The 21728-nt window shown below is 71.4% G+C and carries 18 protein-coding genes; 14 read left to right on the forward strand and 4 right to left on the reverse strand.

The features are described from left to right. Positions 1–122 precede the first annotated feature (122 nt). Genes EJG53_RS22305 through nuoN form a run of 12 tightly spaced genes read left to right on the forward strand, consistent with a single transcriptional unit; the run spans position 123 to position 15280 of the window. Positions 123–821 carry an NADH-quinone oxidoreductase subunit C gene (locus EJG53_RS22305; RefSeq protein WP_125049522.1) on the forward strand — a complete coding sequence of 233 codons (699 nt, stop codon included), beginning with the start codon at positions 123–125 and terminating at the stop codon, positions 819–821. Next, positions 821–2143, forward strand: coding sequence for an NADH-quinone oxidoreductase subunit D (locus EJG53_RS22310; RefSeq protein WP_125046275.1), 1323 nt, complete (start codon positions 821–823; stop codon positions 2141–2143). The genes EJG53_RS22305 and EJG53_RS22310 overlap by 1 nt, the downstream gene beginning before the upstream one ends. 17 nt (positions 2144–2160) lie before the next feature. Beyond that, the gene (gene nuoE, locus EJG53_RS22315) at positions 2161–3018 is read left to right on the forward strand and encodes an NADH-quinone oxidoreductase subunit NuoE (RefSeq protein WP_174856571.1); all 858 of its coding nucleotides are present in this window, start codon (positions 2161–2163) and stop codon (positions 3016–3018) included. Next, positions 3015–4373 carry an NADH-quinone oxidoreductase subunit NuoF gene (gene nuoF / locus EJG53_RS22320; RefSeq protein WP_174856442.1) on the forward strand — a complete coding sequence of 453 codons (1359 nt, stop codon included), beginning with the start codon at positions 3015–3017 and terminating at the stop codon, positions 4371–4373. Before nuoE ends, nuoF begins: the two co-directional genes overlap by 4 nt. Beyond that, on the forward strand, positions 4370–6931 hold the full coding sequence (locus EJG53_RS22325) for an NADH-quinone oxidoreductase subunit G (RefSeq protein WP_125046278.1): 2562 nt from the start codon (positions 4370–4372) through the stop codon (positions 6929–6931). Before nuoF ends, EJG53_RS22325 begins: the two co-directional genes overlap by 4 nt. After that, entirely contained in the window at positions 6931–8307 is a 1377-nt protein-coding gene (gene nuoH, locus EJG53_RS22330; protein ID WP_125049523.1) for an NADH-quinone oxidoreductase subunit NuoH, read from the forward strand. Before EJG53_RS22325 ends, nuoH begins: the two co-directional genes overlap by 1 nt. Beyond that, the gene (nuoI, locus tag EJG53_RS22335; protein WP_125046279.1) at positions 8300–8947 is read left to right on the forward strand and encodes an NADH-quinone oxidoreductase subunit NuoI; all 648 of its coding nucleotides are present in this window, start codon (positions 8300–8302) and stop codon (positions 8945–8947) included. The genes nuoH and nuoI overlap by 8 nt, the downstream gene beginning before the upstream one ends. Next, positions 8944–9756 carry an NADH-quinone oxidoreductase subunit J gene (locus EJG53_RS22340; RefSeq protein ID WP_125046280.1) on the forward strand — a complete coding sequence of 271 codons (813 nt, stop codon included), beginning with the start codon at positions 8944–8946 and terminating at the stop codon, positions 9754–9756. Before nuoI ends, EJG53_RS22340 begins: the two co-directional genes overlap by 4 nt. Then, entirely contained in the window at positions 9753–10052 is a 300-nt protein-coding gene (gene nuoK, locus EJG53_RS22345; RefSeq protein WP_003983361.1) for an NADH-quinone oxidoreductase subunit NuoK, read from the forward strand. The genes EJG53_RS22340 and nuoK overlap by 4 nt, the downstream gene beginning before the upstream one ends. Positions 10053–10064: 12 nt before the next feature. Beyond that, entirely contained in the window at positions 10065–12011 is a 1947-nt protein-coding gene (gene nuoL, locus EJG53_RS22350; protein WP_125046281.1) for an NADH-quinone oxidoreductase subunit L, read from the forward strand. A gap of 3 nt (positions 12012–12014) precedes the next feature. Further along, on the forward strand, positions 12015–13631 hold the full coding sequence (locus EJG53_RS22355) for an NADH-quinone oxidoreductase subunit M (RefSeq protein WP_125046282.1): 1617 nt from the start codon (positions 12015–12017) through the stop codon (positions 13629–13631). Then, the gene (gene nuoN / locus EJG53_RS22360) at positions 13628–15280 is read left to right on the forward strand and encodes an NADH-quinone oxidoreductase subunit NuoN (protein WP_125046283.1); all 1653 of its coding nucleotides are present in this window, start codon (positions 13628–13630) and stop codon (positions 15278–15280) included. The genes EJG53_RS22355 and nuoN overlap by 4 nt, the downstream gene beginning before the upstream one ends. Positions 15281–15469: 189 nt before the next feature. Here the strand turns inward: nuoN and EJG53_RS22365 are convergent, their stop codons facing one another. The 4 genes from EJG53_RS22365 to fahA all read right to left on the reverse strand — a co-directional run bounded on the left by EJG53_RS22365 (position 15470) and on the right by fahA (position 18574). Then, complete coding sequence (locus EJG53_RS22365) at positions 15470–15811, reverse strand: hypothetical protein (RefSeq protein ID WP_125046284.1); 342 nt, start codon at positions 15809–15811, stop codon at positions 15470–15472. Positions 15812–15998: 187 nt separating this feature from the next. Next, entirely contained in the window at positions 15999–16517 is a 519-nt protein-coding gene (locus EJG53_RS22370) for a hypothetical protein (RefSeq protein WP_125046285.1), read from the reverse strand. Positions 16518–16691: 174 nt separating this feature from the next. Then, positions 16692–17378, reverse strand: coding sequence for a GOLPH3/VPS74 family protein (locus tag EJG53_RS22375; RefSeq protein ID WP_125046286.1), 687 nt, complete (start codon positions 17376–17378; stop codon positions 16692–16694). Further along, positions 17375–18574: a fumarylacetoacetase gene (fahA, locus tag EJG53_RS22380; RefSeq protein WP_125046287.1), complete on the reverse strand. Its 1200-nt coding sequence runs from the start codon at positions 18572–18574 to the stop codon at positions 17375–17377. The genes EJG53_RS22375 and fahA overlap by 4 nt, the downstream gene beginning before the upstream one ends. Positions 18575–18930: 356 nt before the next feature. On the opposite strand from fahA, the gene EJG53_RS22385 reads away from it, so the two are divergent. Beyond that, positions 18931–20241, forward strand: coding sequence for a carboxylate--amine ligase (locus EJG53_RS22385; RefSeq protein ID WP_244955279.1), 1311 nt, complete (start codon positions 18931–18933; stop codon positions 20239–20241). After that, complete coding sequence (locus tag EJG53_RS22390) at positions 20238–21452, forward strand: FAD-dependent oxidoreductase (protein ID WP_125046288.1); 1215 nt, start codon at positions 20238–20240, stop codon at positions 21450–21452. The genes EJG53_RS22385 and EJG53_RS22390 overlap by 4 nt, the downstream gene beginning before the upstream one ends. The last annotated feature ends 276 nt before the right edge of the window (positions 21453–21728 follow it).

Consider the following 21728-nt stretch of genomic DNA (forward strand, 5'->3'; position numbering starts at 1 on the left):
AGGGGACCGGCGGCACCAACGGGACCCCCGGGAACGGTGACACCAACGGCACTGGCGGTGTCAACGGGAACGGCGGGACCGGAGCGGCCAAGGGGCCCGACGGAGTCAACCCCGACCAGGACCTGAACGCGCAGAACCTCCCCGGCCAGCGCGGCGACCACGGCGAGGTCATCGGCACCCGCCGCGGCATGTTCGGCGCGAGCGGCGGCGGCGACACCTCCGGGTACGGCGGCCTCGTCCGGTCCGTACGGATGCCGGGCGCCACGCGGCGGCCGTACGGCGGCTGGTTCGACGAGGTGGCGGACGAGCTCGAAGGCGCGCTGGACGAACAGGGGCTGATCCCCGAGAACGTCATCGAGAAGACCGTCGTCGACCGCGGCGAGCTGACCTTCCACATCGAGCGGGAGTATCTGCCGGCCGTCGCCAAGACCCTCCGCGACGACCCCGCGCTCCGCTTCGAGCTGTGCACCGGCGTCAGCGGGGTGCACTTCCCCGAGGACAAGGGCCGCGAGCTGCACGCCGTCTACCACCTGCGCTCGATCACCCACAACCGGCTGATCCGGCTGGAGGTGTCCGCGCCGGACGCCGACCCGCACGTGCCGTCCCTCGTGGGCGTCTACCCGACCAACGACTGGCACGAGCGCGAGGCGTACGACTTCTTCGGACTGATCTTCGACGGCCACCCGGCGCTCACCCGGATCATGATGCCGGACGACTGGCAGGGCTTCCCGCAGCGCAAGGACTACCCGCTCGGCGGCATCCCCGTCGAGTACAAGGGCGCCCAGATCCCGGCTCCCGACCAGCGGAGGTCGTACACCTGATGTCCACCAGCCATGCGACCCCTCGGGAGACGACCGAGGGCACCGTCTACACGGTCACCGGCGGCGACTGGGACGAGATCGCGGCCGCCGCGGCCCGCGCCGACGACGAGCGGATCGTCGTCAACATGGGCCCCCAGCACCCCTCCACGCACGGCGTGCTGCGGCTGATCCTGGAGATCGACGGCGAGACCGTCACCGAGGCCCGCTGCGGCATCGGCTATCTGCACACCGGCATCGAGAAGAACCTCGAATTCCGTACGTGGACGCAGGGCACCACCTTCGTGACCCGGATGGACTACCTCACGCCGTTCTTCAACGAGACGGCGTACTGCCTGGCCGTGGAGAAGCTGCTCGGCATCACCGACGACATCCCGGACCGGGCCTCCGTCATCCGCGTGATGCTGATGGAGCTCAACCGGCTCTCCTCCCACCTGGTGGCCATCGCCACCGGCGGCATGGAGCTGGGCGCCACCACCATCATGATCTACGGGTTCCGGGACCGGGAACTGATCCTGGACATCTACGAGCTGATCACCGGCCTGCGGATGAACCACGCGTACATCCGGCCCGGCGGGCTCGCCCAGGACCTGCCGCCGGGCGCGGTGGACCAGGTGCGCGAGTTCGTGAAGAAGATGCGCAAGAACCTGGGCGAGTACGACAAGCTCGCCACCGGCAACCCGGTCTTCAAGGGCCGGATGCAGGACATCGGCTACCTCGACCTGGCCGGCTGTCTGGCCACCGGCGCCACCGGACCGGTGCTGCGCTCCGCCGGACTCCCGCACGACCTGCGCAAGACCCAGCCGTACTGCGGCTACGAGCACTACGACTTCGAGGTGCCGACCGCCGACACCTGCGACTCCTACGGGCGCTTCCTGATCCGCCTGGAGGAGATGCGCCAGTCGCTGCGCATCGTCGAACAGTGCCTGGACCGGCTGGCGCCCGGCCCGGTGATGGTCGCCGACAAGAAGATCGCCTGGCCCGCCCAGTTGGCCATGGGCCCGGACGGGCTCGGCAACTCGCTGGACCACATCAAGAAGATCATGGGGACCTCGATGGAGGCCCTGATCCACCACTTCAAGCTGGTGACGGAGGGCTTCCGGGTGCCGCCCGGCCAGGCGTACGCGGCCGTCGAGTCGCCCAAGGGCGAGCTGGGCGTGCACGCCGTCAGCGACGGCGGGACCCGCCCCTACCGGGTGCACTTCCGCGACCCGTCCTTCACCAACCTCCAGGCCATGGCGGCGATGTGCGAGGGCGGCCAGGTGGCCGACGTCATCGTCGCCGTCGCGTCCATCGACCCCGTGATGGGAGGCGTCGACCGGTGACAGACGTCAGTTTGGGGATGCCGCAGCTCCCCGCCCCCGACTATCCCGCCGAGGTCAGGGCCCGGCTCGAAGCGGACGCGAAGGAGGTGATCGCCCGCTACCCGGGCTCGCGCTCCGCGCTGCTGCCGCTGCTGCACCTCGTCCAGGCGGAGGAGGGGCACGTCACCCGTACCGGCGTCCGCTTCTGCGCCGAGATGCTGGACCTGACGACGGCGGAGGTCACGGCGGTCGCCACCTTCTACTCCATGTACCGGCGCGGGCCCGGCGGCGACTACCAGGTGGGGGTGTGCACCAACACCCTGTGCGCGGTGATGGGCGGCGACGCGATCTTCGAGACGCTGCAGAAACACCTGGGCGTCGGCAACGGCGGGACGACCGAGGACGGCAAGGTCACGCTGGAGCACATCGAGTGCAACGCGGCCTGCGACTTCGCGCCCGTCGTGATGGTCAACTGGGAGTTCTTCGACAACCAGACGCCGGACAGCGCCAAGCGGCTCGTGGACGACCTGCGAGCGGGCCGGGCCGTCGCGCCGACCCGGGGCGCGCCGCTGTGCACGTACAAGGAAACGGCCCGCATCCTCGCCGGGTTCCCGGATCAGCGGCCGGGCGCGGTCGAGGCCACCGGCGGTGCCGGGCCCGCCTCGCTGGTGGGGCTGCGGCTGGCCAAGGGCGAGGCCGTGCCGGGCGCGGGCCAGGCCGCCGACCATGTCGTACCGCAGCGGGGCGCGGACCCCACCGAAGCCGAGGGCGAGCACGCCGGCCGGGCCCCGGGCGAGGCCCCGGCCACCCACCCCAGCTCGCACGACGCACCGCGCGACACCTCGGCCTCCGACCCTTCGCACCCGGCCGGGCCGACCGCCGAGGAGGGGGAGTGATGACCGTGGCTGCCGAGGTCAGCAAGGCCAACCCGGAGAAGCTGCTCGCACCCGTACTGTCCGCCTTCTGGGACCAGCCGGACTCCTGGACGCTGGAAACCTACCTCCGGCACGAGGGCTACGCGGGCATGCGCAAGGCCCTCGCGATGCCGCCGGACGACGTGATCGCATACGTCAAGGACGCCGGACTGCGCGGCCGCGGCGGCGCCGGCTTCCCCACCGGGATGAAGTGGCAGTTCATCCCGCAGGGCGACGGCAAGCCGCACTACCTCGTCGTCAACGCCGACGAGTCCGAGCCGGGCACCTGCAAGGACATCCCGCTGCTCTTCGCCAATCCGCACTCCTTGATCGAGGGCATCGTCATCGCGTGTCACGCGATCCGGTCGAACCACGCCTTCATCTACCTGCGCGGTGAAGTCGTGCCCGTACTGCGGCGGTTGCACGAGGCCGTCCGGGAGGCGTACGACGCGGGCTACCTCGGCCGCGACATCCTCGGCTCGGGCCTGGACCTGGACGTCGTCGTGCACGCGGGCGCCGGCGCGTACATCTGCGGCGAGGAGACCGCGCTGCTGGACTCCCTGGAGGGCCGTCGCGGACAGCCCCGGCTGCGTCCTCCCTTCCCGGCGGTGGCGGGCCTGTACGCCTGCCCCACTGTCGTCAACAACGTCGAGTCCATCGCGTCGGTTCCCGCCATCATGAACAAGGGCAAGGACTGGTTCAGGACCATGGGCAGCGAGAAGTCCCCGGGCTTCACGCTGTACTCGCTCAGCGGCCACGTCACCAACCCCGGCCAGTACGAAGCCCCGCTGGGCATCACCCTGCGCCAACTGCTCGACATGAGCGGCGGCATCCGGCCGGGCCACCGCCTCAAGTTCTGGACGCCCGGCGGCTCCTCCACCCCGATGTTCACCGACGAGCACCTCGACGTGCCGCTGGACTACGAAGGCGTCGGCGCCGCCGGTTCGATGCTCGGCACCAAGGCGCTCCAGTGCTTCGACGAGACCACCTGCGTCGTACGGGCCGTCACCCGCTGGACGGAGTTCTACGCGCACGAGTCCTGCGGCAAGTGCACCCCCTGCCGCGAAGGCACCTACTGGCTCGTCCAGTTGCTGCGCGACATCGAGGCGGGCAAGGGCCGCATGAGCGACCTCGACAAGCTCCACGACATCGCCGACAACATCAACGGCAAGTCCTTCTGCGCGCTGGGTGACGGTGCCGCTTCACCGATCTTCTCCTCGCTGCAGTACTTCCGCCCGGAGTACGAGCAGCACATCACCGGCAAGGGCTGCCCCTTCGACCCCGCCAGGTCGACCGCCTGGGCCGACACCGACGCTCACCTGGGGGTGAACGCATGACCGTCACCAGCGACGCCCCCGCCGGGGCCGGCGGGGCGGCCGTACCGCCCGAAGACCTCGTCACGCTGACGATCGACGGCATCGAGATCTCCGTACCCAAGGGGACGCTGGTCATCCGGGCCGCCGAACTCCTCGGCATCGAGATCCCGCGCTTCTGCGACCACCCGCTGCTGGACCCGGCCGGCGCCTGCCGCCAGTGCATCGTGGAGGTGGAGGGCCAGCGCAAGCCGATGGCCTCCTGCACCATCACCTGCACCGACGGCATGGTGGTCAAGTCGCAACTCACCTCGCCCGTCGCCGAGAAGGCGCAGCGCGGCGTGATGGAACTGCTGCTGATCAACCACCCGCTGGACTGCCCGGTCTGCGACAAGGGCGGCGAGTGCCCGCTGCAGAACCAGGCGATGTCCGCCGGGCAGGCCGACACCCGCTTCGAGGGCAAGAAGCGCACCTTCGAGAAGCCGGTGCCGATCTCCAAGCAGGTGCTGCTGGACCGCGAGCGGTGCGTGCTGTGTGCGCGTTGCACCCGCTTCTCCAACCAGGTCGCGGGCGACCCGATGATCGAACTGATCGAGCGGGGCGCGCTCCAGCAGGTCGGTACGGGCGAAGGCGACCCGTTCCAGTCGTACTTCTCCGGCAACACCATCCAGATCTGCCCGGTCGGCGCGCTGACCTCGGCCGCGTACCGCTTCCGGTCGCGCCCCTTCGACCTGGTGTCCTCGCCGAGCGTCTGCGAGCACTGCGCGGGCGGCTGCGCGACCCGTACGGACCACCGGCGCGGCAAGGTCATGCGGCGGCTGGCCGCCGAGGACCCCGAGGTCAACGAGGAGTGGATCTGCGACAAGGGGCGCTTCGCCTTCCGGTACGCGCAGCAGCGCGACCGGCTGGAGCACCCGATGGTGCGGGACGCGGAGACCGGCGAACTGGTCACGGCGAGCTGGCCGGAGGCCCTGGAGGCGGCGGCGCGCGGGCTGGGCGCCGCCAAGGGCCGTACCGGCGTGCTGACCGGCGGCCGGCTGACCGTCGAGGACGCGTACGCCTACGCCAAGTTCGCGCGGATCGCCCTGGACACCAACGACATCGACTTCCGGGCCCGCGCGCACAGCGCCGAGGAGGCCGACTTCCTGGCGGCTCGGGTCGCCGGACGGGGCCGCGACCTGGACGACGACGGGTCCGGGGTCACGTACGAGGTCCTGGAAAAGGCATCCGCCGTCCTCCTCGCCGGTATCGAGGCGGAGGAAGAGGCGCCCGGCGTCTTCCTGCGGCTGCGCAAGGCCCACCGCAAGCGCGGCCAGCGCACCTTCGGGCTCGCGCCGTACGCGACGCGCGGCCTGGTCAAGGCGGGCGGCACGCTGCTGCCCGCCGCGCCCGGCACGGAGACGGAGTGGCTGGACGCGCTGGCCGGCGGCGTCGGACTGGAAGGTGCGGGGCGGACTGCGGCCGAGGCGCTGCGCGGCGCCGGTTCGGTGATCGTCGTTGGCGAGCGGCTGGCCGCGGTCCCGGGCGCGCTGACAGCGGCCGTACGGGCGGCCACCGCGACCGGCGCCCGGCTGGTGTGGATTCCCCGGCGGGCCGGGGAGCGCGGCGCCGTCGAGGCGGGCGCGCTGCCCGGACTGCTGCCGGGCGGCCGTCCGGCGACCGATCCGCGCGCCCGTGAGGAGGTCGCCGCCGCCTGGGGCGTCGCCGGCCTGCCGCAGCGGCACGGCCGGGACACCGGTCAGATCGTCGCCGCCGCGGCCGCCGGGGAGCTGAGCGCCCTGCTGGTGGCGGGCGTCGACCCGGCGGACCTGCCGGACCCGGCGCGGGCCCTGGAGGCACTGGACGCGGTGGGCTTCCTGGTGAGCCTGGAGCAGCGCCCGTCGGCCGTGACGGAGCGGGCGGACGTCGTCCTGCCGGTCGCGGCGGTCGCCGAGAAGCCCGGCACCTTCCTCAACTGGGAGGGCCGGGCCCGGCTGTTCGAGGCCGCGCTCAAACCGGACCAGATGATCCGGCGGCACCTGCTGCCGGACGCCCGGGTGCTGCACATGCTCGCCGACGCGATGGACGTCCACCTGGCGCTGCCCGACGTACGGGCGGTGCGGCGGGAGCTGACCGCGCTGGGGACGTGGGACGGCACGTACGCCGCCGACCCGCTGGAGACCGGGCGCGCGCTGCCGCGGCCGGAGCCCGGCGAGGCCGTACTGGCGGGTCACCGGCTGCTGCTCGACCAGGGGCGGATGCAGGAGGGCGACGAGGCGCTGGCCGGTACGCGGCACGCGGCCGTCGCCCGGATGTCGCCGGCCACCGCCGAGGAGACCGGCGTCAAGGACGGCGACCTGCTGGCGGTCACCGGGCCCGCCGGGTCCGTACGGCTGCCGCTGGCGGTCACCCCGATGCCCGACCGGGTGGTGTGGCTGCCGATGAACTCGGTGGGCGGCGGGGTCGCCGCCGACACGGGCGCGCGGCCCGGGGAGTTGGTCAAGGTCGCGGCGGTGTCCGGGGCCGGTGAGCCGGGCCCCGCGCCGGGTGCCTCCGGCACTTCCGGTTCGGTGTCCGGCCCCGTCGAGGAGGTGGACGCGTGATGCAGCACCTGGCGCTGTCCGGCAGCGCGCTGGCCCAGGAAGACCTGTCGATGTTCGGCCGCGACCCGTGGTGGCTGATCGCCGTCAAGGCGGTCTTCTGCTTCGCGTTCCTCATGCTGACCGTGCTCTTCTCGATCGTCTGGGAACGCAAGGTCGTCGCGTGGATGCAGTTGCGCATCGGCCCCAACCGGCACGGCCCCTGGGGCATGCTCCAGTCCCTCGCGGACGGCATCAAGCTGATGCTCAAGGAGGACCTGGTCGTCAAGCGGGCCGACAAGGCGGTGTACGTGCTCGCGCCGATCGTGGCGGCCGTACCGGCCTTCATGGCCGTCGCGGTGATCCCCTTCGGCCCGGCCGGCAACGAGATCTCGATCTTCGGCCAGCGCACCACGATGCAGTTGACCGACCTGCCGATCGGCGTGCTCTACATCCTGGCCACCGCCTCCGTCGGCATCTACGGCATCGTGCTGGCGGGCTGGTCCTCCGGCTCGACGTACCCGCTGCTCGGCGGTCTGCGCTCGTGCGCGCAGATGATCTCGTACGAGATCGCGATGGGCATGTCCTTCGCGGCGGTCTTCCTCTACTCGGGGTCGATGTCGACCTCGACGATCGTGGAGTCGCAGCAGGACCGGTGGTACGTGCTGCTGCTGCCGGTCTCCTTCATCATCTACATCGTCGCCATGGTGGGCGAGACCAACCGGGCGCCGTTCGACATGCCGGAGTCCGAGGGCGACCTGGTCGGCGGCTTCAACACCGAGTACTCGTCCATCAAGTTCGCGATGTTCATGCTCGCCGAGTACATCAACATGGTGACCGTCTCGGCGGTCGCGGTGACCCTCTTCCTGGGCGGCTGGAAGGCCCCGTACCCGGTCAGCAGCTTCTGGGAAGGCGCCAACCACGGCTGGTGGCCGCTGCTCTGGTTCGTCATCAAGGTGCAACTGCTGCTGTTCTTCTTCATCTGGCTGCGCGGCACGCTGCCCCGCGTGCGCTACGACCAGTTCATGAAGCTGGGGTGGAAGGTCCTCATCCCGGTCTCCATGGTCTGGCTGATGCTCGTCGCGACCGTACGGGCCCTGAAGAACGAGGGGTACGACTTCCAGCGGATCGTGATGTTCGTGGGCGGCGCGGCCATCGCCGTCCTGCTGATCTCCCTCGTCGCCGACTTCTTCCGGCGCGGCGAGAAGGAGGAGCCGGCCGAGGAGCCGGCCTTCGACCCCATGGCGGGCGGCTTCCCCGTGCCGCCGCTGCCCGGACAGACCCTGCCTCCCGTGCCGCGCCGCAGGCCGCGACGGGAGCGGGAGCTGATTGTCAGTGGTGGGGTGGACACTGTCAGTGACGGAATCGACAAGGACGGAAAGGGGGGCGACGGTGCCTGACTTCCAGAACCCCGTGGCCGGCTTCGGCGTGACCTTCAAGGCCATGTTCAAGAAGCGGCTGACCGAGCAGTATCCGGAGGAGAAGAAACCGACGGCGCCGCGCTTCCACGGCCGCCACCAGCTCAACCGGCATCCCGACGGGCTGGAGAAGTGCGTCGGCTGCGAGCTGTGCGCCTGGGCCTGCCCGGCCGACGCGATCTACGTCGAAGGTGCCGACAACACCGACGAGGAGCGCTACAGCCCCGGCGAGCGCTACGGCCGCGTCTACCAGATCAACTACCTGCGCTGCATCCTGTGCGGGCTGTGCGTCGAGGCGTGCCCCACCCGCGCGCTGACCATGACCAACGAGTACGAACTCGCCGACCGGTCCCGTGAGTCGCTCATCTACACCAAGGAGGAGCTGCTCGCGGGGCTGGAGGAGACCATGGTCGACACCCCGCACGCCATCTTCCCCGGCATGACGGAGAAGGACTACTACCGCGGCCTGGTGACCGAGGCCGCGCCGGGGACGGTGCGGCAGGTCGCCGTCTCCAAGGGCGAGACGGCCGAAGGGGAGGGCGGCGCGGACACCGCGGCGCCCCAGGAGGCCGTCTCCACCTTCGGGCCCGACGAGCCCGCCGCCCGGGAGGTGACCCGGTGACCACGACTTCCCTGGCCGCCGCGGCCTCCACCGGCGAGGCGGTGCAGTTCTGGATCCTCGGTACGGTCGCGGTGATCGGCGCGCTGTGCACGATCCTGATGCGGCGCGCCGTGCACAGCGCCCTGTCGCTCGCCGGCACCATGATCGTCCTGGCGGTGTTCTACCTCGCCAACGGCGCGTACTTCCTCGGCATCGTGCAGATCGTCGTCTACACCGGCGCGATCATGATGCTGTTCCTCTTCGTCGTCATGCTCGTCGGCGTCACGGCGGCCGACTCCCTCAAGGAGACCCTCAAGGGCCAGCGCTGGCTGGCCGCCGCCTGCGGCCTCGGCTTCGGCATCCTGCTGATCGCCGGGATCGGCAACGCCTCGCTCCGGCACTTCAAGGGCCTCGGCGAGGCCAACGCCGGGGGCAACGTCCAGGGCCTGGCGGCGCTGATCTTCACCAAGTACGTCTTCGCCTTCGAGGTCACCGGCGCCCTGCTGATCACGGCGGCGGTCGGCGCGATGGTGCTGACGCACCGGGAGCGTACGGAGCGCGCCAAGACGCAGCGCGAGCAGTCCGAGGCCCGTATCCGCGAGGGCAAGCACATTCCGCCGCTGCCCGCCCCGGGCGTCTACGCCCGGCACAACGCGGTCGACGTCCCCGGTCTGCTCCCCGACGGCACGCCGTCCGAGCTGACCGTCAACCCGACGCTGCGCGAGCGCGGCCAGATCCGCGACGTCTCCGGTGCGGCGCTGGACGAGCTGAAGGCGCTGGAGCAGCGCTCCGAAGAGCGGCTGGGCCGCAGCGAGGAGGCGAAGCGGTGAACCCGGTCAACTACCTCTATCTCGCCGCCCTGTTGTTCACCATCGGCGCGGCCGGGGTGCTGATCAGGCGGAACGCCATCGTGGTGTTCATGTGCATCGAGCTGATGCTCAACGCCTGCAACCTCGCCTTCGTGGCCTTCTCGCGGATGCACGGAAACCTGGACGGACAGATCATCGCGTTCTTCACGATGGTCGTCGCCGCGGCCGAGGTCGTGGTGGGCCTGGCGATCATCGTGTCCATCTTCCGTACCCGCCACACGGCCTCGGTCGACGACGCCAGCCTGATGAAGCTGTAAGGGGTCGTAAACGTGGAGAACTTGATCGCCCTGCTCGTCGCGGCCCCCCTGGCCGGCGCGGCCCTGCTGCTGTGCGGCGGCAGGAGACTGGACCGGGCCGGCCACTGGCTCGGCACGCTGTTCGCACTGGCGTCCTTCGCCCTGGCCGTCCCCTTGTTCATGGAGCTGCTGGGCCGGGACGCCGAGCAGCGGACCCTGCACCAGCACCTGTTCAGTTGGGTGCCGGTGGGCGGCTTCCAGGCGGACGTGGCCTTCCAGCTCGACCAACTGTCCATGACGTTCGTCCTGCTGATCACCGGTGTCGGATCGCTGATCCACATCTACTCGGTCGGCTACATGGAGCACGACGAGCGGCGCCGCCGCTTCTTCGGCTACCTCAACCTCTTCCTCGCGGCCATGCTGCTGCTCGTCCTCGCCGACAACTACCTCCTGCTGTACGTCGGCTGGGAGGGTGTCGGCCTGGCCTCGTACCTGCTCATCGGCTTCTGGCAGCACAAGCCCAGCGCGGCGACGGCGGCGAAGAAGGCGTTCCTGGTCAACCGCGTTGGTGACATGGGCCTGTCCATCGCGATCATGCTGATGTTCACCACGTTCGGAACGTTCGCGTTCGGGCCGGTGCTGGGCGCGGTCGGCGACACCTCCGAGGGCAAGCTCACCGCCATCGGCCTGATGCTGCTGCTCGCCGCCTGCGGCAAGTCGGCGCAGGTCCCGCTCCAGTCCTGGCTGGGCGACGCGATGGAGGGCCCGACCCCGGTCTCGGCCCTGATCCACGCGGCGACCATGGTGACCGCTGGCGTCTACCTGATCACCCGCTCCGGCGCGATCTTCAACGGGGCGCCGGACGCGCAGACCGCCGTCGTGGTGGTCGGCGCGGTGACGCTGCTGTTCGGTGCGATCGTCGGTTGCGCGAAGGACGACATCAAGAAGGCCCTGGCGGGCTCGACGATGTCGCAGATCGGCTACATGATCCTGGCCGCCGGGCTGGGCCCGATCGGCTACGCCTTCGCGATCATGCACCTGGTCACCCACGGCTTCTTCAAGGCGGGCCTCTTCCTGGGCGCCGGCTCGGTGATGCACGGGATGAACGACGAGGTGGACATGCGCCGCTACGGCGGCCTGCGCAAGTACATGCCCGTCACGTTCATCACCTTCGGCCTCGGCTATCTGGCGATCATCGGCTTCCCCGGTCTGTCCGGCTTCTTCTCCAAGGACAAGATCATCGAGGCGGCGTTCGCCAAGGGCGGCACGGAAGGCTGGATCCTCGGCGGCGCGGCGCTGCTGGGCGCCGCGATCACCGCGTTCTACATGACGCGGGTGATGCTGATGACGTTCTTCGGCGAGGAGCGCTGGCGCAAGGCGCCGACGCCGTCCCCCGCCGAGCCGTCCGTGGAGCCCGCGGCCGAGACCCGGGGCGAGTACACCCCGCCGCACCCGCACGAGTCGCCCAAGTCCATGACGATCCCGATGATCCTGCTGGCCGTCGGATCGGTCTTCGCGGGCGGCCTGTTCAGCCTCAACGAGGCGTTCGTGACCTGGCTGGAGCCGGTCACCTCCTTCGACCACGGGCACCCGCCGCTGAGCGCCTCGGCGATCACCACCGCCACGATCGTGGTGATGGTCCTCGGCGTCGGGCTCGCCTACCTCCAGTACGGGCGCAAGCCGGTCCCCGCCGTCGCCCCGCGCGGCTCGCTGCTCACCCGGGCGGCCCGCCGCGACCTGCTCCAGGACGACTTCAACCACGTCGTGCTGGTGCGCGGCGGCGGCGAGCTGACCCGCGCCCTGGTCCAGTTGGACCAATCCGTCGTGGACGGCGCGGTCAACGGCACGGCGGCGTCGATGGGCGGCCTCTCCGGCCGGCTGCGCCGGGTGCAGAACGGCTTCGCCCGCTCGTACGCGGTACAGATGTTGGGCGGTGCGGCCGTGCTGATCGCCGCGACCCTGCTGATGAGGGGTGTCTGAGCCATGTCGTTTCCCCTTCTGACGGCCACCGCGGCGGTCCCGGCGATCGGCGCGATCGCCACCGCCGCGGTGCCCGCCGCCAAGCGCACCGCCGCCAAATGGCTGGCCCTGCTCTTCTCGCTGGCCACCCTGGTGCTCGCGGCGGTGGTCGCGGTCCGCTTCACCCCGGGCGCGAAGGGCCCGTTCCAGCTCACCGAGTCGCACGCCTGGATCAAGGACTTCGGCGTCCGCTACGAACTGGGCGTGGACGGCATCGCGGTGGCGCTGATCGCGCTGACCGCGCTGCTGGTCCCGTTCGTGATCCTGGCGGGCTGGCACGACGCCGACCCTCTGGAAGACGCCACGCCCAACCGGCGCTGGAGGCCCACCCAGGGCTTCTTCGCGCTGGTCCTCGCCGTCGAGGCGATGGTGGTCATCTCCTTCGAGGCCACCGACGTCTTCCTCTTCTACATCTTCTTCGAAGCCATGCTCATCCCGATGTACTTCCTCATCGGCGGCTTCGGGGACCGGGCCGGGGCGGACGGCGAGGAGCACAGCGCGAAGCTGCGCTCGCAGGCCGCCGTGAAGTTCCTGCTGTACAACCTGGCCGGCGGGCTGATCATGCTGGCCGCGGTGATCGGGCTGTACGCGGCCACCGCCGACCAGCTCGGCAGCGGCACGTTCTCCCTGACGGAGATCGTCCAGGCGCGGGCGGACGGGAAGCTGGCGCTGGGCACCGGCACCGAACGGCTGCTGTTCCTCGGCTTCTTCTTCGCCTTCGCGGTGAAGGCGCCGCTGTGGCCGCTGCACACCTGGCTGCCCGGCGCGATGGGCGAGTCCACGGCGCCCGTGGCCGTACTGATCACCGCGGTGGTCGACAAGGTCGGCACCTTCGCGATGCTGCGCTTCTGCCTCCAGCTCTTCCCGGAGGCCAGCAACTGGGCCACCCCGGTCATCCTGGTCCTCGCGCTGATCAGCATCCTGTACGGCGCGCTGCTCGCGGTCGGCCAGCGGGACATCAAGCGCCTGGTGGCGTACGCGTCCATCTCCCACTTCGGCTTCATCGTCATGGGCATCTTCGCGATGACGACCCAGGGCCAGGGCGGCGCGACGCTGTACATGGTCAACCACGGCATCTCGACGGCGGCGCTGATGCTGGTCGCCGGGTTCCTGATCTCGCGGCGCGGCTCCCGGCTGATCGCCGACTACGGCGGGGTGCAGAAGGTCGCGCCGGTGCTGGCCGGCACCTTCCTGGTCGGCGGTCTGGCGACGCTGTCGCTGCCGGGCCTGGCGCCGTTCGTCAGCGAATTCCTGGTGCTGGTCGGCACGTTCAGCCGCTACCCGGCGGTGGGGATCGTGGCCACCGTCGGCATCGTGCTCGCCGCGCTGTACGTCCTCGTCCTCTACCAGCGGACGATGACCGGCCCGGTGAAGGCCGAGGTGCGGACGATGCCCGACCTCAAGGCGCGGGAGCTGGCGGTAGTCGCCCCGCTGATCGCGCTGCTGCTGTTCCTCGGCGTCTACCCCAAGCCGCTGACGGACGTCGTCAACCCGGCGGTGGACCACACCCTGTCCGTCGTCGATCAGCACGATCCCCGCCCCGACGTAGCCGTGAAGGCAGATGCGGAGGCCGCGAAGTGAGTTCCGTGGCAACTGTCCACAGCCTGTGGACCCTTGCGGCCGAGGCACCGGCCAGGATCCCGGCGCCGAAGATCGAGTATGCCCAGTTGGCCCCGGCGCTGATCGTGCTGGGTGCCGCGGTCGTCGGCATCGTCCTGGAGGCGTTCCTGCCGCGCCGCAGCCGGTACTACGCCCAGCTCCTGCTGTCCGTGCTCGCGCTGGCCGCCGGGTTCGCGGCCGTCGTGGGGCTGGCGGCGGGCGGCTTCGGCACCACCAAGGCCAAGATCGCGGCGATGGGCGCCATCGCCGTGGACGGTCCGGCGCTCTTCCTCCAGGGCACGATCCTGCTGGTGGCGCTGGTCGCCACGTTCACCTTCGCCGAGCGGCGGCTCGATCCGGCCGCGCACGGCAAGAAGGTGGACTCCTTCGTGGCGCAGGCCGCCGCGGTGCCCGGCGGGGAAGCCGAACAGGCCGCGGTCAAGGCCGGGTTCACCACCACCGAGGTGTTCCCGATCGCACTGTTCGCGGTCGGCGGGATGCTGGTCTTCCCCGCCGCCAACGACCTGCTGACCCTCTTCATCGCGCTGGAGGTCTTCTCCCTCCCGCTGTACATCCTGTGCGCGCTGGCCCGCCGCCAGCGGCTGCTGTCGCAGGAGGCCGCGGTGAAGTACTTCCTGCTCGGCGCGTTCTCCTCGGCGTTCCTGCTGTTCGGCATCGCCCTGCTGTACGGGTACGCGGGCACCGTCACGTACTCCGGTATCGCGCAGGTCGTCAGCGACGGCGCCAAGCAGATCGACCCGGCGCTGGCCGACACCATGGGCAACGACGCGCTGCTGCTGATCGGCGCGGCGCTGGTGCTCATGGGGCTGCTCTTCAAGGTCGGCGCGGTGCCGTTCCACATGTGGACGCCGGACGTCTACCAGGGCGCGCCGACCCCGGTCACCGGCTTCATGGCGGCGGCCACCAAGGTCGCCGCGTTCGGGGCGCTGCTGCGGCTGTTGTACGTGGTCCTGCCGGGACTGCGCTGGGACTGGCGGCCGGTGATGTGGGGCGTCGCGATCGTCACGATGCTGGGCGGCGCGATCGTCGCGATCACCCAGACCGACATCAAGCGGCTGCTGGCGTACAGCTCCATCGCACACGCCGGGTTCATCCTGGCCGGTGTGATCGCCACCAGCAAGGACGGCATCTCGTCCGTCCTGTTCTACCTGGCGGCGTACTCCTTCGTGACGCTCGGCGCGTTCGCGGTGGTCACCCTCGTCCGGGACGCGGGCGGCGAGGCGACGCAGCTCGCGAAGTGGGCGGGGCTGGGCCGGCGCTCGCCCCTGACGGCGGCGGTCTTCGCGGTCTTCCTGCTGGCCTTCGCCGGCATCCCGCTGACCTCGGGCTTCACCGGGAAGTTCGCGGTGTTCAAGGCGGCGGCGGAGAGCGGCGCGGGCTGGCTGGTCGTGGTCGGTGTCGTCTCGTCCGCCATCGCCGCGTTCTTCTACATCCGGGTCATCGTGCTGATGTTCTTCAACGAGCCGAAGGCGGACGGGCCGACCGTGGCGGTACCCAGCCCGCTGACCATGACGGCCATCGCGGTCGGTGTCGTGGTCACGCTGGTCCTCGGTCTGGCGCCGCAGTACTTCCTCGACCTGGCGGGCCAGGCGGGAGTGTTCGTGCGCTGAGTGGCCCAGGCCGGGTCCACCCGGCCGGATGCACGGCGTACGGCCCACGGCCGCCGCCCGGTGCCCCGAGGGGGTGCCGGGCGGCGGCCGTTGCGCCACTCGGGCGAAGGGGACCGGCGCGGCCAGAAGCACGTACGAGGAGGGCCGGCCGGAGTGCGAAAGGCGCAGCTCAGCGCAGGGGGACCGGGCTCAGCGGGAGAACAGCACCGACCGGACCAGAACCTTCTTCGGCGCGGCCTTGCCGGGCGGGACGACGTAGAAGACGTCGCTGCTGCAGTCGTCGTCGGCGAAGAGGGTCACGGTGGCGTTCGTCCGGTTGAGCGCGGCGTAGGCGAAGTCGGCGCCGTTCGGGAGCTTGAGGGTGATGCACTGCTTGCCGGGCGGGTTGAAGAGGGCCGCACGCTGGTCGAGCTGGTTGCCGGTGTTGAAGCCGTAGGAGAAGACGCCGTCGGCGGCGTAGGCGGAGGTGGGGGTGGTCAGGGCGAGTACGGCCGCTCCGAAGGCGGCGGCGACGGAGGTACGCAGGCGCATTCCGTGACTCCTCGTGGTTGTCGGTGTCGAGCAACTACTCGGAGTGAATATGGCTCAGCGTATGGCGTCTTTCCCGGCGCCGCCCCGGAAACACCCCTGGTGGCGTAGCGGGCCTCCGCCGTTCGCGGCGGCTCTCGGCCGTTCGCGCCGGTCAGGTCCCTGGGGCGCGGCGGGGCCTGACCGCCCGTCAGGAGGCGGGCGTGCCCGCGGGCAGGCTCGGCATTCCCGGCAGCTTGAGCTTGCCCTCGGCCTTGGTGAAGTCGTCGGTGGGCCCGCCCTTCCAGCTCACCTTCAGCGTCCTGCCGTCGGCGCCCGGCGTGACGGTGCCCAGCGTGCGGGTGGTGTGGCCGCCCATGCACTTCAGGGCGATCACCGTGGTGCCCACCGTCTCCACCTTGCCCTGACAGGCCGACCCGGTGTCCGCGCCGAGCCCCAGGGAGGCGATGCCCCGGTAGATCACGAGGGTGAGGTGCGAGTCGCCGGTGGTGGCGGTCCAGGCACCGTCGAGGCGGCCGGTTCCGCCGTCACTGGAGCCGTCACCGGCTGGGCCGTCGGGGCTCTGCGACGGGGTGGCGGCCGGCGCCGTGCCCGTCCCGCCCGCCGCGTCGCGCTTGCCGTCCCCGCCGCTGCTGCTGCCGCCTCCGCAGCCGCTGAGCAGGAGCGCGGCCATGGCGGCCGTACCGGCGATCTGCGCTGCCTTGCGCACGTACGTCTCCTCCGTTGGGGGGGCAGGACAGGTGAGGCTAGCAACGCGGTGCGCGGCCCGGCTCCGTAACGGGTGGGACCCGAGGGATTGCGGCGGCGTCGCTACACATTCGGCGCGCCGCCGTGACCTTCGGACACCTCATACGACACCGGCACCTCGTCCGGCACCGTCGCCTCATCCGGCACCGCCGCCGCTACCGGCGGCGGCCTGGTCCTGGAGGATCACGGCCGCCACCGCGCGGGCGATCCAGTCGTCGCGGACCAGCGCTTTCAGGTCGCGGCGTACGGCCCGCCGGTCCCGGCCCAGGTCCAGCTTGCGGTCCAGGTGGGTGGCCGCCACCAGAGCGGCCAGAGCCCGGTCGCGCGGGTCCGCGAAGCCGGTGGCCAGCGCGCCCTTGAAGCGCGCGCGGGCCGGTCCGGCCAGGTCCAGCGGCCCGGCCGCCAGCCGCTCATAACGGAACAGGCCCAGCGCGCGCCGCGACTCCCGGCGGACCGCACCGCGCTGTTCCAGCCGCTGCCGGCACACCTCGTCGATACCGCGCGCCGTGCTCCGCACCCAGCGCTTGACCTTGATCTCGCCGCCCTTGCCGGCGTCGGGCAGCGTGCCCAGCGCCGTGTCCAGCACCAGGTCACCGAGGGGCAGCGGGCTGCCCGCCAGAATCCGGCCGCCGCGGCCCTCGGTGACCCGCCCGGCCCGCTCCAGCTCCGCGAGGGCGGCGCCGGCCAGGCCGTACCGCAGGTGGGACGGATCGTTCAGCGGCTTGCCCCGCACCGGGTCCAGGGCGAGGAGCAGCAACTCCTCGGGCAGCGTGGGGCCGCGGTCCGCGCCGCCCCACTTGCTCCCCGCCCCGTGCCCGGTCATGACGTACGCGCGGGCCGGATACGTCCGGTGACCTCGCCCAGGCCGATCCGGGAGCCCTCGGGGCCCGGCGCCCAGGCGGTCAGCGTGACCTCGTCGCCGTCCTCCAGGAACGGGCCCTTGCCCTGGGTGAGTTCGAGGAGGCAGCCGAGCTGGTCCGGCTCCGGCCCGGAGACCGTGCCGGAGGCGTAGAGGTCGCCGGTGCGCAGCGAGGCGCCGTTGACCGTCATGTGGGTGAGCTGCTGGGCGGCGGTCCAGTACATGGCGGAGAAGGGCGGGCGGGCGACCGTCTCCCCGTTGATGTCGACCTGGATGCGCAGGTCGATGCCGCCCGGCTCGGAGTCCGAGTCGTCCAGGTAGGGGAGGACGGGGACGTCGCGGGCGGGCGGTGCCGTACGGGCGTGGTCCAGCGCGTCCAGGGGCGTGATCCACGCGGACACGGAGGTCGCGAAGGACTTGCCGAGGAAGGGGCCGAGCGGTACGTACTCCCAGGCCTGGATGTCGCGCGCCGACCAGTCGTTGACCAGGCAGACGCCGAAGACGTGGTCGCGGAAGCCGGCCAGGCCGACCGGCTCGCCGAGCGCGGACGGCGTGCCGACGACGAAGCCGACCTCCGCCTCGATGTCCAGACGCCGGGAGGGCCCGAAGGTGGGCGCCGCGTCGGCGGGCGCCTTGCGCTGGCCGCTGGGCCGGACGACCGGGGTGCCGGAGACGACGACGGTGCCGGCCCGGCCGTGGTAGCCGATGGGCAGGTGCTTCCAGTTGGGGGTGAGCGCGTCGGCGTTCGGCCGGAAGATCCGGCCGACGTTGGTGGCGTGGTGCTCGCTGGCGTAGAAGTCGACGTAGTCCGCGACCTCGAACGGCAGGTGCAGCGTCACCGCGTTGAGCGGGAGCAGCAGCGACTCGGTGGTGGCGCGCTGCGCGGGGTCGGTGACGGCCGTGCGGACGGCCTCCCGCACGGCCTGCCAGATCTCGCGGCCCGCGGCGAGCAGCGGGTTCAGGGTCGGTGCGGCGAGCAGGTCGGCGTGCGGCGATCCGGAGGTGGTGGCCAGCGCGTCGAGGTCGAGTACGTGGTCGCCGTAGCGCACGCCGATGCGGCGCCGTGTCGGATCGTCCGCCGTACTGAAGACACCGTAGGGGAGGGTGTGCGGCCCGAAGGGGTGGTCCTCGGGCAGGTCGAGCGGGTGGTGCTCGGACATGTACGGCTCCTCGCGTGGTCTCTCGCGTGCGTCGTCACCTGTGGCCGCGGCCCCGGCCGGCGGGCCGGCGGGCTCTGCGATCAGATTACGGCCCAACGGGCCGCGAGGGGATGCCCGATCGGGGAGCGGGTGCTGCTGCGGAGGTGGCCGGGACAGCGGCGGACCGAAGGGGACAGCGGCACAAGACAATCAGAACCGAACGAAAGGCGTTGGCAAAGCGCCATAAAAGAGTTCGTAATGTCCGGAAAGACGGTACCCGAACGGACAGTTCAGTTCTAGCTTCCTTGCGGGGCGTGGCCGGGGCGGGACGCGCGCCATTGGGGGGTCAGGTGGCTCGGAGCAGTACAGCGTTCGCGGTGGACCGGACCGTTCCGGGGCTCATCGTGAAGATCGGGGACTATCCGCTGCACCACGGCGGGGTGGGGGCGATCCGCAGTCTGGGGCGCCTCGGCGTACCCATGTACGCGATCACCGAGGACCGGTTCACCCCCGCCGCCACCTCCCGCTACCTGCACGGACGCTGTGTCTGGCCGACCACCGGACGCGAGGACCCCCAGCGGCTCGTCGAGGTGCTGCTGCGCATCGGCAAGCGCATCGGCCGGCCCGCGGTCCTGATTCCGACCGACGAGGAGGCCGCCGTCCTGACCGCTGAGTACGCCGACGTCCTCAGCGGCCATTTCCTGTTCCCCCGCACCGTAGCGGGCCTGCCGCGCCGCCTGGCGAGCAAACAGGGGCTGTACGAACTCTGCGTGGAGCACGGAATTCCGTCACCGGCGTCCGCCTTCCCGGAGTCGCTCTCGGACATCGAGCAGTTCGCCGCACGGGCGCGCTTTCCGGTCGTGGCCAAGAACCGCGAGGCGTTCCAGCGGCGCCGGCACCCCGCGGTCGCCGGCACCACCCTGATCGCGGGCCCCGACCAGCTCGTCGGCCTGGCGCACGACTGGGGGCCGCGGCCGGACGTGATCCTCCAGGAGTACCTGCCGCGGGAGGAGGCCGAGGACTGGATCGTGCACGCGTACTTCGACGCGGACAGCACCGCGCTGAGCCTGTTCACCGGCGTCAAGGTGCGCTCCTGGCCGCCGCACGCGGGCATGACGGCCTGCGCGTACGTCGTCGACAACCCCGAACTGGCCGAGCTGACCGCCCAGTTCGTCAAGCGCGTCGGCTTCAGCGGCATCGTGGACCTGGACTGGCGCTACGACCGCCGGGACGGCGCGTACAAGCTGCTGGACTTCAACCCGCGGATGGGCGCCCAGTTCCGGCTGTTCGAGAACGAGGCGGGCATCGACGTCGTACGGGCCCAGCACCTGGACCTGACCGGCCGGAAGGTCCCGGAGGCGGAACAGCGGGCCGGGCAGCGGTTCGTCGTGGAGAACATCGACCTGCCGGCGCTGCTCGCGTACCGCCGGAGCGGCTACACCACGCCGCACGCGCCGAGCCGCACCACCGGCACCGAGCTGGCGTGGCTGGCCGCCGACGACCTCAAGCCGTTCTTCACGATGCTGGCCCGCTTCGTCGGTCCGGGAGCCCGGCACCTGGTCGAGCTGCGCCGGGCGAGCAGACGCGCGCGGGCGATGAACGGGGGATCAGTACGACCGTTCCCCGCAAGGGCAGTGGGGGGCACTGCCGGACCAGCAGCAACACCCTGGGGAGGGGAACGCACGTGAACACTCCGGTAGCAGTCGTCGGAGCCGGTCCGTACGGCCTGTCGACGGCGGCGCACCTGCGCGCGCGGGGCGTGCCCGTACGCGTCTTCGGCCGGCCGATGGTGAGCTGGCGCGAGAACATGCCCGCGGGCATGCTGCTCAAGTCGACCCCGGCGGCGTCCACCATCGACGCCCCGCAGGCCGGGCACACGCTCCAGGACTTCTGCGACGCGACGGGCGGGCGGCGCTACGAGTCCGACTGGGACATCCTCCCCGTCGAGACCTTCGTGCGGTACGGCGAATGGTTCCAGGAACGGCTGGTGCCCGACCTGGAGCAGGTACGGGTCGTCTCGGTCGACCGGCGGTCCGGCGGATACGACCGGCGCTCCGACGGATTCGAGCTGAAACTGGACAGCGGCGAACAGTTCCGGGCCCGTGCGGTCGTGGTGGCCACCGGACTGACCGGTTTCGCCCGGCTGCCGCGTGAGCTGGCCGCGGCGGTGCCGGACGGACCGTCCCCCACCGGTCCGGTCTCGCACAGCTCCCAGCACCGCGACCTGTCGGTCTTCGCGGGCCGGGACGTGGTGGTGGTCGGCGCCGGGCAGTCGGCGCTGGAGAGCGCGGTGCTGCTCGCCGAGTCCGGCGCCCGGTCCGTACGGGTCGTCGCGCGCGGGCGTACGGCGGTGGGTTTCGGCGCCCCGCCGGACCAGCAGCCCAGGCTGCGGCCGGAGACACCGTTCGGCAACGCCTGGTCGCTGTACGCGTTCACCTACTACGCGGGCGGATTCCGCCACCTGCCCGCACCGGCCCGGCGCTACCTGGTCCGCCGGGTGCTGGGCCCGCTCGGCGCCTGGTGGCTGCGTGACCGCTTCGTGGGCCGCGTCCAGGTCACGGCCGGGCAGCGGATCGTCCGGGCCCGCGTCGAGGACGGGCGCCCGGTCCTGACGCTGCGCGCCCCCGACGGCCGCACCGGCGAACTGGCCGCCGATCATGTGCTGGCCGCCACCGGCTACCAGGTCGATCTGGCGGCGATGGACTTCCTCGGCCAGGGCCTGCGCACCGGCGTCACGGTCAGCGGCGGAGGACCCCGCCTGGACGCGGGCTTCGGCTCGTCCGTCCCGGGCCTGCACTTCACGGGCCTTCCGGCGGCGGCGTCCTTCGGGCCCGTGATGCGCTTCGTCTGCGGTACGGAGTTCGCGTCCCGGCGGGTGGCGGAGGCGGTGGCGCGGTAGGGCCTGAGCGGGCCCCTGAGCGGATGGCTGACCGGAAGGTCTGACGAGCACCCCGTCGCTGAGCGGCCGGGGTGCTCCGTTCTGTCCGGAATCCAGCGGTGTCCGAGGTGCGAGAAGCGTGTTCGCCATACGGACGTGGCGCGGACGTCCACGGGCCCGACACCGGCCGTCCGCCGGTCCTGCCGCCGCCCGTGCCGCCCGCGTACGGCGGTCGAACGGGCCCGCACACCGTTCGAGAGCCTCGGAGGGGGCGGGCGCTCACGGTGATCCAACAGC

The organism is Streptomyces chrestomyceticus JCM 4735 (assembly GCF_003865135.1).
GTDB classification, from domain to species: Bacteria; Actinomycetota; Actinomycetes; order Streptomycetales; family Streptomycetaceae; genus Streptomyces; species Streptomyces chrestomyceticus.

Coding starts and splice junctions, on each gene's coding strand:
- fahA (WP_125046287.1), bottom strand. CDS start 18,574: ATGTCCGAGCACCACCCGCTCGACCTGCCCGAGGACCACCCCTTCGGG.
- EJG53_RS22355 (WP_125046282.1), top strand. CDS start 12,015: ATGTCGTTTCCCCTTCTGACGGCCACCGCGGCGGTCCCGGCGATCGGC.
- EJG53_RS22375 (WP_125046286.1), bottom strand. CDS start 17,378: ATGACCGGGCACGGGGCGGGGAGCAAGTGGGGCGGCGCGGACCGCGGC.
- EJG53_RS22325 (WP_125046278.1), top strand. CDS start 4,370: ATGACCGTCACCAGCGACGCCCCCGCCGGGGCCGGCGGGGCGGCCGTA.
- EJG53_RS22365 (WP_125046284.1), bottom strand. CDS start 15,811: ATGCGCCTGCGTACCTCCGTCGCCGCCGCCTTCGGAGCGGCCGTACTC.
- nuoH (WP_125049523.1), top strand. CDS start 6,931: ATGCAGCACCTGGCGCTGTCCGGCAGCGCGCTGGCCCAGGAAGACCTG.
- nuoE (WP_174856571.1), top strand. CDS start 2,161: ATGCCGCAGCTCCCCGCCCCCGACTATCCCGCCGAGGTCAGGGCCCGG.
- EJG53_RS22310 (WP_125046275.1), top strand. CDS start 821: ATGTCCACCAGCCATGCGACCCCTCGGGAGACGACCGAGGGCACCGTC.